This window comes from Mesorhizobium sp. BR1-1-13, assembly GCF_020165515.1.
In the GTDB taxonomy this organism is placed as follows: domain Bacteria; phylum Pseudomonadota; class Alphaproteobacteria; order Rhizobiales; family Rhizobiaceae; genus Mesorhizobium.
On sequence record NZ_JAIUIH010000008.1, the window covers coordinates 104,308 to 116,671 of the forward strand.

The following is a 12,364-nucleotide window of genomic DNA, read 5'->3' on the forward strand; positions in this document are numbered from 1 at the left end:
GGTGGATGAATGCGTGCGAAATTCACTCGATCCGGACAGCCCCCGCCTCCGGTTTGGGATTGTCGGCGCCGGCGCGCACCTGCCGCGCGGCCACGCCGGAACCGGTAAGCACGCCCGTTCCCGAGGGATCCGGCGACAGAAGGGAGTCCTTGAGGAGCTGCGAATATGGGTGCTGCGGATGGTCGAGGATATCCCTTGCAGGGCCGCTCTCGACAATCTCTCCCTTGCGCATGATGATGATCCGGTCGCTGATTTGATAGGCGGTGGCCAGATCGTGCGTGATGTAGATGATCGACACGCCGAGACCGTCGCGCAGTGTCCTGAACAGGTTGACGATCGACATGCGCAGCGACGCGTCAACCATCGACACGGGTTCGTCTGCGACGATCAGCGAGGGCTCGGAAACGAGCGCGCGGGCGATCGCGACGCGCTGGAGTTGTCCCCCGGACAGTTCGTGCGGGAAGCGCCCGCGGATTTCCGCCAGGGAGAGGCCGACTTTCTCAAGGGCGGCGTTGGCGGACTCCTCACGCCGGTCACGTGACCTGGCTCCCATGAAGTTCTTTGCCGAGATCAGCAGATAACGATCCACGCGTTTCAACGGATTGAACGCTTCGAACGGATTCTGGAAGATGGGCTGGACCTGCTTCATGAAGGCAAGTCGCGCCGAACGCCTTCGTAGCGCCGTTAGATCCCCGTCCTTGAATCGTATGCTGCCGGCAGTCGGCGTAATCATGTTCAGGATCATGCGGGCGAGGGTCGTCTTGCCGCTTCCCGACTCGCCGATGACGGCGAATACTTCTGGTCGCCCGGCTGGCAGCGTGAAACTCACGTCGCTGACGGCGTCGAAGCTCTGCCGCCCAAGAATGCCACCGCGAGCATAAGACTTGGTGAGATGGCTGACCTCGAGAAGGCTGGTCCCGGTCATGCGCCTTCCTCTCCGATCGCTTCGGCAGTCCCCGTGTCGGCCGCACTCGGGCGAACCTCGGTGCTGGCTGCAAAGCAGGCAACGCGATGGTCCGGCGCGAGCCTGGTGAGGGCGGGAACCTCGCGCCGGCATATGTCCATCGCCAAGGGGCAACGGGGATGAAACCTGCATCCGGCCGGCGGCTCGGCCAGGTTGGGAGGCGCTCCCGGCAGCGCCGGCCGCGCAGTGACGTCGCCGATCCTGGGAAGGCTTGCCACAAGATGTGCGGTATAGGGGTGCAGCGGATTGGCAAAGACGGCAGCCGTCGGACCCTCCTCGACGAGCCGCCCGGCATACATGATGCCAAGCCGATCGGCGATGTTGGCATGCACGGTCAAATCGTGCGTCACGAAGATCATCGAAGATCCGAACTGACGCTGCGTTTCCCGGATCATGGTGAGGACGTCCTTCTGGACGACGACATCCAGTGCGGTGGTGGGCTCGTCCGCAATGATGAAATCGGGCCGGCAGACCGTCGCCAGCGCAATGCAGACGCGCTGGCGCATGCCGCCCGAAAGTTCATGCGGATAGGCCTGGAGGATATCGGGGGATAGGCGGAGGCGGGCAAGGTGGGCTTTCACGGCCTCCAGGAATGCATCTTTTTGCAGGCCCATATGCCGGAAGGCAAAGTCCTCGAAGGTCCGCCGGACCCGGCGAACAGGATTGAGGACGCTCATCGAGCCCTGCATGATGTAGGACAGATGCCGCCAGCGAATGGCGTCGCGTTGCTCAGGCGCCAGCGCATAGATGTCGCGGTCGAGAAAGCTGTAGTGGATGGAACCGCCGATCACATTGAGAGGCGGCTGGATCGCGGCGGCGATTGTCTTGATGAACGTCGTCTTGCCGCAACTGGACTCGCCCGCCAGCCCATAGATCTCGTTGCGGCGGACATGCATGGTGATCGAATCGACGGCGCGGACTTCGCGGTCGATACCGAAATAGCTCATTTGGTAGTAGGCCCGCAGGTTCTTGGTCCGCAGCACCGCGTCCCTGGCGTCGCCATCCGCGAGACCCCGGTCCGACATCAGCCGTTCCCCATCCGGCTCAGCCGGCTGCGCGGGTCGATATACTCGTTCATCGAGATCGACAGCAGGAAGAGGCCGATGAATGTCAGGGTGATGAAGAAGGTCGGGAACAGGTACCACCACCATGTGCCCGAAACCATGGCGCTATGCTGGTTGGCCCAGAAGATCATGCTGCCGATGGTAGGGGTGTCCACGTCGGTGAAGCCGAGCACGGCCAGCGTGACCTCGAGGCCGATGGACCAGTTCATGTTGTTCATGAAAGTCGAGAACACGATCGGCAGCACATAGGGCAGATGTTCTTCGGCGACGATGCGCGGCGTCGACATGCCCGAGAAGACGGCGGCATTGGTGAACTCGCGGGTTTTCAGGCTGATCATCACGGAGCGTATCAGCCGGGCGTCATAGGCCCAGCCGAGGCAAGACATCACCAGCGCCAGCATGATCCATGTCATTTCGTCACGCAGGACGAAGTAGAGCAGCACAAGGAGCGGAAAGAGCGGGATGACGATAAAGGTATCGTTGATCGACATGAGCACGCGATCGACCATGCCGCCGAGATAGCCCGAAAGGAGGCCGACGATGAGAGAAAGCACGCGGCTGATGAAAGCCACCACAAAGCCAAAGGCCAGCGTGTTGCGGAGGGCGAAAGTGAGCTGCCAGAAGACATCCTGGCCGCGCGAGTTTGTGCCGAACCAATAGGGTTCCGATGGTGGCACATCCATCGGGACAAGGTAGGAATCGATTGGTGAGTAGGGCGAGAAAAAAGACGCGAGAGACATCGCCACCACCGCCAGCATGATGATGGCGCCGATCGCGAACTCGCCATTGTAGCGGAACAGATCCCTTACGGTCTGGATCATGCCTTCACCTGCACGCGCGGATCGATCAGCGGATAGATGATGTCGATCAGGAAGACGGCGGCCGACACCGAGATAATCGAAATCGAGGCGATGCCGAGGACAAGTGAATAGTCGGCCGCGTGAACGGCATCGACCAGCAGCCGCCCGATACCGGGGTAGCCGAACACCTGCTCGGTGATGATGGCGCCGTTGAAGATCGATCCGATGGAGATCGCCAAACCAGTGATCTGAGGCATGAAGGCGTTGCGCATCACGTAGGAAGTGAGGATGCGGCCCCGCGGCACGCCCGCCAGTTCCGCATAGACGACGTAGTCGTCCGTGACGATGTTGGAAACGAGTGCGCGCATGCCCATGAACCAGCCGCCGATGCCGACGAGGATCAGTGAGAGTGCTGGGAGAATGGAGTGCATGAAGACGCTGCCGATGAAGCGGGGCGTGAAGCCGGGCGTGAGATTCATCTCATATCCGCCGCCACTGGGCAGGATCGGCAAGAGGAAGGTGAAGACAATGAGCAGGACGAAGGCAACGATGTAATAGGGTACCGGATGCATTCCCATCGCGATCACCCCGATCGCCTTGAGCAGCCGGTTCTTCCGGTAATAGCCGGCGAGGCCGCCCAGCAGGTTGCCCAGGAACCAGCTCAACAGAGTCGAGATCGCGAGCAGGCCGATCGTCCACGGCAGCGCGCGCCCGATCAGCACGCCGACAGGAGTAGGAAAGGCCGAAAGGGACGGTCCGAAATCCAGTACCGCAACCCGTTTCAGGAAGTTGAGATATTGCAGCCCGAGATCGTCGCCCACGCCGTACATCTCGCGCAGGGAGGTGCGCAGGAGTTCGATCGATTCAGGACTGGAGAAGCCGAACGAACTAACCTGCGCCACCGCATGCTCGACCGGGTCGACTGGGGTCAGATGCGTGATGAAGAAAGTGATCGTGATGCCGATGTAGACAACCAGGATGAATTGCCCGAGACGCTTGAGAACATGGATGGCGTAGGCTTGCATCGGTCGCTCTGGTCGGTTTGGCGGCTTGCCCTGCGGTGGGGGCGCACCATGCGTGCGCCTCCGTCCGCCCTGAGGATGATGGGTCTGCTGCTAGCCTGCCTTCGTGGATTTGAGCTTCACCATCATGTACTTGGTATTGGCCCAGTTCGGCACCGGGTCGGTGTAGGGCGCGTTCTCTGCGTTGGGGAAACCGGTCCAGTAGGTCGTGTCCATCACGGTGAACACATTGTAGGACATCAGAGGTATCGTGGGCATCTCTTCGGCCGCGAGCTTCAGATATTCAAGACCGAGTTCCACGCCCCGAGGGGCATCGAAGTCGATCGTCCTGATCTCCTCGATGATCTTGTCGAGACGCGGCTCCTTCCACCGTTGCCAGTTGCGCGGCGGCTGCACCTTGCCGGGCTCTGCCACGAACTGCGAGTGCCAGCTGTCGAGGAAGAAGGAGAGATCGGGGTGGCCGCCCCAAGTCTCCACGCTCCACCCGATGAAGGTTTCGAAGTCGCCGACGCCGCGCCGGTCGATCAAAGTGCCTTGCGCGACGTCGATCTGGGCGTCGATGCCGAACTGCCGCCACAACTGCACGATCAGCGAGCCCGCCCGCGTCATGACCGGGCGAAGGTCGCCCTCGACCATGACTTTGACGGAGAAGCGTTTGCCGTCGGGTTGGTACCATTCGTCGCCTTTTTTGGTGAAGCCTGCCTTCTCCAGCAGCTCGGCGGCAGCCTGCTGGTCGCGCTTCCACCAACCGCGCCCGATGGCGGTCGCGATGTCTTCAGGTTTCGATGGCACCTTGTCTCCCATCGAGGGCCGCAGCATCTCCGCGATCTGCTGGCCCATTGTCGGGTCGTAAGGCTTGATCTTTCGCTTGCCGGTATCGACCTCGAAACTGGTCAGCCATTCTTCCATGGGCTCGAAATAGTATTTTGGATAAAGACCCGTCGGTGGAACGCCGATCGCCGAGATCGTCGCCGCGCCACGATACGAGGCCATGTCGAGGGCCTTGATGTCGATCAGCAAGGCCAACGCCCAGCGCACATCCTTGTTCTGGAACTTCTCGATCTGGTGATTGAAAATAACGGCCGGCAATGTCGGGTCCGGATGAGCGTAAGGGAAGCCCTTGAACCAGCTGGTCGAGGAAGGGGATTCCTTGGCCAGCGTGAACATGCCTTCCGGCGAAGTGTCGTGGATGACATCCAGCTGGTGGTTGCGCTGCTCGATCACCCGCTTTTCCGGTGGCCCCGGATCGATATAGGCCAGATATGTCGGACCGGGTTCGCCGAAACGGGCGACGCTGGTGCGTTTCCAGTCATCGCGCTTTTGCCAGATGAACCATTTGCCGCCCTGGTCGTAGTTCCTCAGCTTGTAGGCGCCGAGCGACACTGGTGGGTTGAAGTCGAATTTGAGCACGTCGCCGGCCTTTTCAAAGACGTGCTTCGGCATCATCCACATCGCGTTCCAGCGGACCGTAAACAGCGCATGGAAGCGTGAGTTCGGCTTTTTCAGTTTGAAGAGAATCTCGGTCGGACTTTTCTTCTCGACTGAGGCGACATTGATCTGGATGGGCGCGCTCCACCGTAGACCGCTGGTCTTCATGTGGGTTTCCACCGTGTAGATCACGTCGTCGGCTGTGAATTCGACGCCGTCGCTCCAGAAGATGCCGGACCGCAGCTTCACGGTCATTTCAGTGAAATCGGAATTGTACCGGGGCTTGTCCGACGCAAGGGAGTTGTCCCAGACACCGTCGATCCCATGGTCGGCATCGATATACCAGAACGTGTCCATCGCCTGCTGGTGCAGACCCGTCGACTGACCGCCGGCGTTGATGGCCCAGATGTTGAACCATCCCGCGTTCTTGATCGTGCCTTCCGGGTTTTCGAGTATCAGAAGCTGGTCGCGTGGAATGTCCGAAGTCGGAATTTGCGCCTGCGCGTAGGCTTTCCTGCTGGCGAGGGCCGTCCCTGCGAGCAGAATGAAAGTTCTCCTCGATAACATGCCGTATCCTCCCGTTGCGGCTGCTCTCAAGGGCATGCCGCTAGGTCAGGCATCTTCGATTAGACCACAGGTCATGTCAACGCATTATCTGGACTGTATCAGAAATCATGATATGGATTAAGGAGGCGAGGGCTGCGGATAGGACGGAGATCATCATGTCTGTCGTGCCGGCGGCGAATAATTGACGGTTGAGCCGCATCCCCGCGGCAGGGTGATCGGCTTTCGCCATGCCAGGAGGCACTGTCGAATTCACGCGCGGACAATGTGGGCTCAGCGGCCGACAGGAGCGCCAAACAGGTCCAGCTTTTCCTTACGCAATCGCGCGCGGAAAACGTTACGCACCTTTCCTGGAATTGCTTTAACGCGCGGCGGCAATCCAGTCGGCAAGGCTGCGGGCGAAGCTTCGCGGCACGATCAGGTCGCAGCTGCTCTCGCCCGTTCGCAGATAGAGCGCCGGCACGTGATGGATCGACGTTTGTACGGCACGGCCGGGGGCCGAAGCAGCGGACGACCAGTCGACCGGCAGGCAGGCAGAGAGAATGTCCCGAAGACGCGCACCCTCCATCCTGAACCGCATCCGGCCTTCGCCGAGCGGAACTGAGCAGCCCAATTCCGGATCGATCGCAATGGTTGGCGGTTGCGCACTTGTCTCGACGATCAGCCAAAGACGGCGGGGGGCGATCCTGACGACGAGAGCGCCGGCATGCCGAACCGTCTCGCCGACGCTGGCAGGAAGCGTCGCGCCCAAGGCCTTTGAGACGCTCGCTTCGAATCTTGCCAGCGTTCCGTCCCAGCCCTCGATCTGGACGATCGGGCAATCGGACGCCCACAGATTGAAATCCTTCGACAGTACAGGTTCAACCATGCATGCGCTCTCCCTTGGGGTCGAGGAAGACGGAGGGCACGATCCGGGCGCGAACGGTCTCTGCCCGCATCGGGTAAGCCGCGATGACCTCGTCCCCTTCGGCCGCAGCATTGCCCGCGAACAGCGCCAGTCCGACATAGTGGCCGAGTTCCGGGCTGAAGGTGACTGAGGTGATCCGCCCGCGCCCGTGGCCGGTGACCCCATCGCCGGGCAGGAACAATATGGCGCCTCCGCGCAGGCGCTTGCCGTCCTCGATGCATTCCAGCCCGATGAGGCGCTGGCGGTCGGGCGCATGGAACGCGTCGCGGCGACGCAGGACGTCGCCGACGAATCCGCCGCGTTTGCCGACCATTCGGCCGAGGCCGAGGTCGTCGAGCGTGGTGCGGCCGTCGATCTCGGGCCCGGCGACGTGACCCTTTTCGACGCGCAGCGCGCCGAGTGCCTCGACCCCGTAAGGCTTGAGGCCGAACGGCGCGCCTGCTTCGAGCAGGCGGCTCCAGACCCGTTTGCCGACGCTGGCGCCGGCATAGATTTCGTAGGCGCGCTCGCCGGAATAGCTGAGGCGGATGATGCGCAGCTCTCGCCCCTCATACTCGGCTTCGATGAAACCCATATGCGGCAGCGTCTCGTTGGAGACATCGAGCGCGGGAAAGGCGGCGGCGAGGGCATCGCGGCTTCCTGGCCCGGCGACCGACATCGCCGCCCACTCGTCGCTGACCGATGAGACCGCGACACGCAAATCCGGCCAGGCGGTGTCGAGCAGGAATTCCAGCCGCGACAAGACGTCGGCGGCCTTGGCGGTAGAGGTGGTCATGAAGAAGCGATTTTGCGACAAGCGCGTGGTGGTGCCGTCGTCGAAGACGATGCCGTCGTCGCGCAGCATGACGCCGTAGCGCGCGCGGCCAACGGGAAGCTTGGCGAAACTGTTGGCGTAGACGCGGTCGAGGAAGATGGCCGCGTCCGGTCCCTGCACGTCGATCTTGCCGAGGGTGGAAATGTCCATCAGCCCGGCGCCGCCGCGCACGGCCCGCATCTCCGCGACATAGGCTTCATTCACGTCGCGCCCGGCATCGCGATAGAAATACGGACGCATCCAGAGGCCGACCTCGAGCATCTCGGCACCGTTTGCCAGGTGCCAGTCGTGCATCGGCGTGCGGCGGACCGGCTTGAAATGATGACCGACGGCACGGCCGGCCAGCGCGCCGATCGCGACCGCCGCGTAGGGCGGGCGGAAGGTCGTGGTTCCGGTTTGCGGGATCGTTGCCCGGCGCAGCGCCGCCATGGCCGAAAGCGCGGCGAAATTGCTGGTCTTGCCTTGGTCGGTCCCCATGCCGAGCGTGGTGTAGCGCTTCAGGTGTTCGACCGATTCATAGCCCTCGCGATGGGCGAGCTCGACGTCCTTGGTGGTCACATCCATCTGGAGATCGACGAAGGCCTTGCCGCGCCTCGCGGAAGAGATCGCACGAAAGGGAGCGGCTGGGGCCTCTTCGAGATCGAGTTCATGCGGCGCCGGCATGGCCGCCGGTTTTCCACAGAAGCATGCTGCTTCGATGCCGGCGCGGTGGCCGTCCTCGATCGCGTCGGCGGTCGAGAAGCGCCCCATCATCGCGCCGGCGCCGAACTGGCCTGCCGGAAAGCCGCCCGGAACGAAGCCGTCGATGTCGTCGCGATAGACGGGCCTGACGCCAAGATGCGAGGTGAGATGCACGGTCGGCGACCAGCCGCCGGAGACGCAGACGAAATCGCAGGCGATTTCCGAGTAGCCGCTCGGGCCGGAAAGCCGTGCTGCCTTCACCGCATGGCTGCCGCGCAGATCAGCGATCCGGGTTCCGGAGCGGATCTCTACGTTCAGGCGTCCGGCTTCCGCCGCCAGACCGGCGGGCGGAGCGCCGCGCTGGTCCGCGACCGTCACTTGCGCGCCGGCGGCGGCGAGGTCGAAAGCAGCGCGATAGGCGCCGTCATTCATGGTTGCCACGAGGATATTCTTCCCTGGCAGCACGGCGAAGCGGTTGAAATAGGTCCTGGCGGCGGACGCCAGCATGACGCCCGGCCGGTCGTTGTTGGAGAACACCAGCGGCCGCTCGATGGCTCCGGCTGCAAAGACGATCGAGCGGGCGCGCAGCATGGTGAAGACCTGCCGAGCTGTGCCTTGCGCGACCTGGCCGTCGCGCTGCTCGATCAGCCCCAGCGTGTTACCGTCATAGGTGCCGAACGCCAACGTCTTGCGCATCAAGGTGATGTTGGGCTGGTCTGCAAGTTCCGCCTCGGTCTTTGTCAACCAGGCTGCCGCCCTGCCATCGGTGCGCTCGGCAAGAAGCTGGCCACCGAGCACGAAATCCTGCTCGACGAGGACGACCTTGGCGCCGCTGGCTGCCGCGGCGCGCGCCGCCGACAGGCCGGCAGGGCCGCCGCCGATGACTGCAACATCGGCAAATGCATGCCGGGTCTCGTAACGGTCGGGATCGGGTTCGGTGCCGGCCCGGCCCAATCCCGCGGCTTTGCGGATGAAGCGCTCGTAGAACATCCAGGCGCGGCGGGTCGGACCCATGAAGGTCTTGTAGTAGAAGCCGGCGGAAAAGAGGGGCGCAAACAGGCCGTTGACGCTCTGCATGTCGAAGGCAAGGGACGGCCAGCGGTTCTGGCTTTCGGCAGCCATACCTTCAACCAGTTCCAGCGTCGTGGCCGGCAGGTTCGGTTCGCGCCGTCCGCCGCTTCCGAGCGTGACCAGCGCGTTGGGTTCTTCCGGGCCGGCCGAGAAGATGCCGCGCGGCCGATGGTATTTGAAGCTGCGGCCTGTCAGCATGACCCGATTGGCAAGCAGCGCGGAAGCAAGCGTATCGCCTCGATAGCCGCCCAGCTCGCGGCCGTCGAATGTGAAGCGGAGCGGCTGCGTGCGGTCGATGCGGCCGCCGGCGGCCAGACGATTTCCAATCATGTTCATGCTGGCATTTTCCTAGCGAAGCCGACCGATGCGATAGCGTGGTTCCTCGTGTCGCGCTCGATGACCAGCCATTGCCGGCAGCCGGTCACATGCTGCCAGAATTCCCGGTGCAGCCCCGCCGGGTTCTTGCGCACATAGACATAGCGATACCACGCCTCCGGGTCGGGATCGTCATGCGCCGGGCGCACCGCGGAAGCGTCGCCGCCATAGCGGAACTCGTCATGGTCGCGCGGGCCGCAGCATGGGCAGTCGATACGAAGCATTTCTCTCGCTCTCTATTGCAGCCAGGCCGAGGGGCCGGCGCCGGCCTCGTCGAGCGTGTGGCCGGTCCGGAAACGGTCGAGCGCGTAGGCGGCGGTCAGCGGATGCGGCTTGCCGGTGGCCAGCATATGGGCAAAGCACCAGCCGGAGGCCGGCGTCGCCTTGAAGCCGCCATAGCACCAGCCGCCATTGAGATAGAGCCCTTCTATCGGGGTCGGGCAGATGATCGGACTGGCGTCCGGCGTCATGTCCATGACGCCACCCCAGTGGCGCAGCAGCCTGACACGCGAGATGCAGGGCATCAGGGCTATCGCGGCCTCCGCCACTTCGCGTACGACGCCGAGATTGCCGCGCTGGGCGTAGGAATTGTAGCCGTCGAGATTGCCGCCGAAGACCAGCCCGCCCTTGTCGGACTGGCTGACATAGAAATGATCTGCGCCATAAGCGACGACGTGATCGACCAGCGGCTTGAGCGGCTCGGTGACGAAAGCCTGGAGCACATGGCTTTCGATTGGCAGTTCCAGGCCGGCCTTGGCGGCAAGGAGCGAAGTATGGCCGGCAACGGCGAGGCCGACCTTGCCGGCGCCGATCCGGCCCTTGCTGGTTTCGACGCCGACGATCCTTTCGCCGTCGCGGACAAAGCCGGTCACCTCGCAGTTCTGGATGATGTCGACGCCGTGGCCGTCGGCAGCGCGCGCATAGCCCCAGGCGACGGCATCATGGCGGGCAGTGCCGGCGCGCCCCTGCAGGATCGCACCATGGATCGGAAATCGCGCGGTTTCGGAGAAATCGAGATAGGGCACCAGCCGGCGCACCGCGTCGCGGTCGAGAATGTCGGCGTCGATGCCGTTCAGGCGCATGATGTTGGCGCGATGGCTGAACGTGTCGAGTTGATCGGCCGAATGGGCGGTGACGATCTGGCCGCGCTGCGAAAACATCACGTTGAAGTTCAGCGCCCGCGACAAGCCTTCCCACAGCTTGACCGAGAATTCGTAGAACTGGGTGTTGCCGTCGAGCAGGTAGTTGGAGCGGATGACGGTGGTGTTGCGGCCGACATTGCCGCCGCCGACATAGCCCTTCTCCAGAACGGCGACATTGCGGATGCCGTGGTTCTCGGCGAGGTAGAAAGCCGTCGCGAGGCCATGCCCGCCGCCACCCACGACAATCACGTCATAGGCGGGCTTCGGCTCGGCCGCGCGCCAGGCGCGCCGCCAGTTCTTCTGGCCGGAAAGGGCATTGCGGAAAATCGAAAACGCCGAATAGCGCGCCATGTTCATGGTCTAGCGGACGATCGGGCCGGCCGGGGTGCGGGTCAGCACTTCGGCTCCCGCATCGGTCAGCAGCACGGTGTTGGAGATGAAATGGTCGCCGCGGCCGGTGCCCATCAGCCAGGACAGGATGTGGAAGCTCATCCCGGTCTCGATTTCGAGATCGGAATCGTGCCTGAGGCCCGTCACCGAATTGCCGCCGGTCCATGAGGGCGGCTGGCCGATGCCGACGAGATAGCCGCAATGATGGCGGCGATAATGCGAGAGGCCGGCATCGTCGGCGACGCCTTGCCAGGCGGCGTAGACATCGCGCGCCCTGGCGCCGGGCTCGAGCGCCCTGACGACGGCATCGAATGCGTTGGCCGTGACCTCGGCCATGGCGGCATCTTCGTCCTTGATGTTGCCGATGCGGATCAGCCGGCCAAGCGGTGCGTGATAGCGCGAGACGCAGCCCGACAGTTCGACGAAGACCGGCTCGCCGCTGCGATAGATGCCGTCGCCCCAGGTCGTGTGCTCCTCGCCGAGCCGGGCGGCGGGCCGGATGAACGGGCCGAAGCCCGGCGCGTGGCCGCCGGCGCGCACCATCGCCGCCACGCATTGGGCGGCAACCTCCTGCTCGGCGGCGCCGTCGGAGATGGCAGCGATCGCGGCACCTGCCGCAGCATCCGTGACCTTGGCGGCGCGGCGCATCAGCACCTGTTCCTCGGCGCTCTTCACCAACCGCATCTTGTCGACCAGCCCGGAGACGTCGCTCCATTTGGCGTCGGCCTGCGCCTCGAGCTTCAGGGCGAGGCCGTGGCTGAGTCCGGAGGTCCAGTGTTCGAGGCCTATACGTTTGCCGGCCAGGCCGAGTTCGGAAATGACGCGTGCGGTGAGGTCGGCCGCGGTCTCGCTATCGGAGTGACCACGGAATTCCGCCGCCTTCACCTGGTTCTCGATCGTCACCTTCTCCATCGACCGGGTGACCAGGATAGGGCGCCGGTCGAGCGTGACGATCAGGAGGTGCGGCGCGAAATAACCCCAATGGTCGAGGCCGGTGAGGTAGAAAACAGTCTCCGGCGAGGCGAAGACGGCGGCGTCGAGCTTGCGCTCTACCAATGCCGTGCGAACTTTCGACAAGCGGCCGGCGATCTCGGCTTCGGAAAAGGGATTGCGGTCCATTGAGGTGTCCTTGAGTTGCCGGT

At 63.4% G+C, this 12,364-nt stretch carries 10 protein-coding genes; all 10 read right to left on the minus strand.

Annotated elements, in window-relative coordinates:
• Nucleotides 1-22: 22 nt before the first annotated feature.
• Entirely contained in the window at nucleotides 23-925 is a 903-nt protein-coding gene (locus tag LB533_RS19235; RefSeq protein ID WP_224557485.1) for an ABC transporter ATP-binding protein, read from the minus strand.
• Nucleotides 922-1,989, minus strand: a complete 1,068-nt coding sequence (locus tag LB533_RS19240; RefSeq protein WP_140641913.1) for an ABC transporter ATP-binding protein — start codon at nucleotides 1,987-1,989, stop codon at nucleotides 922-924. Before LB533_RS19240 ends, LB533_RS19235 begins: the two co-directional genes overlap by 4 nt.
• Nucleotides 1,989-2,849, minus strand: coding sequence for an ABC transporter permease (locus LB533_RS19245; RefSeq protein ID WP_140552078.1), 861 nt, complete (start codon nucleotides 2,847-2,849; stop codon nucleotides 1,989-1,991). Before LB533_RS19245 ends, LB533_RS19240 begins: the two co-directional genes overlap by 1 nt.
• Entirely contained in the window at nucleotides 2,846-3,853 is a 1,008-nt protein-coding gene (locus tag LB533_RS19250; RefSeq protein WP_140641915.1) for an ABC transporter permease, read from the minus strand. The genes LB533_RS19245 and LB533_RS19250 overlap by 4 nt, the downstream gene beginning before the upstream one ends.
• Nucleotides 3,854-3,943: 90 nt before the next feature.
• A complete protein-coding gene (locus LB533_RS19255; protein ID WP_140641917.1) occupies nucleotides 3,944-5,845 on the minus strand; it encodes an ABC transporter substrate-binding protein in 1,902 nt (633 codons plus the stop codon).
• A 358-nt stretch (nucleotides 5,846-6,203) separates the two neighbouring features.
• The gene (locus tag LB533_RS19260; protein WP_224677924.1) at nucleotides 6,204-6,710 is read right to left on the minus strand and encodes a sarcosine oxidase subunit gamma; all 507 of its coding nucleotides are present in this window, start codon (nucleotides 6,708-6,710) and stop codon (nucleotides 6,204-6,206) included.
• Entirely contained in the window at nucleotides 6,703-9,651 is a 2,949-nt protein-coding gene (locus tag LB533_RS19265) for a sarcosine oxidase subunit alpha family protein (RefSeq protein WP_318012446.1), read from the minus strand. The genes LB533_RS19260 and LB533_RS19265 overlap by 8 nt, the downstream gene beginning before the upstream one ends.
• A complete protein-coding gene (locus LB533_RS19270) occupies nucleotides 9,648-9,914 on the minus strand; it encodes a sarcosine oxidase subunit delta (RefSeq protein WP_140630428.1) in 267 nt (88 codons plus the stop codon). The genes LB533_RS19265 and LB533_RS19270 overlap by 4 nt, the downstream gene beginning before the upstream one ends.
• Before the next feature lie 12 nt (nucleotides 9,915-9,926).
• Nucleotides 9,927-11,183, minus strand: a complete 1,257-nt coding sequence (locus tag LB533_RS19275) for a sarcosine oxidase subunit beta family protein (protein WP_224677925.1) — start codon at nucleotides 11,181-11,183, stop codon at nucleotides 9,927-9,929.
• Nucleotides 11,184-11,192: 9 nt separating this feature from the next.
• Nucleotides 11,193-12,341, minus strand: coding sequence for a M24 family metallopeptidase (locus LB533_RS19280; protein WP_224677926.1), 1,149 nt, complete (start codon nucleotides 12,339-12,341; stop codon nucleotides 11,193-11,195).
• Between the last annotated feature and the right edge of the window lie 23 nt (nucleotides 12,342-12,364).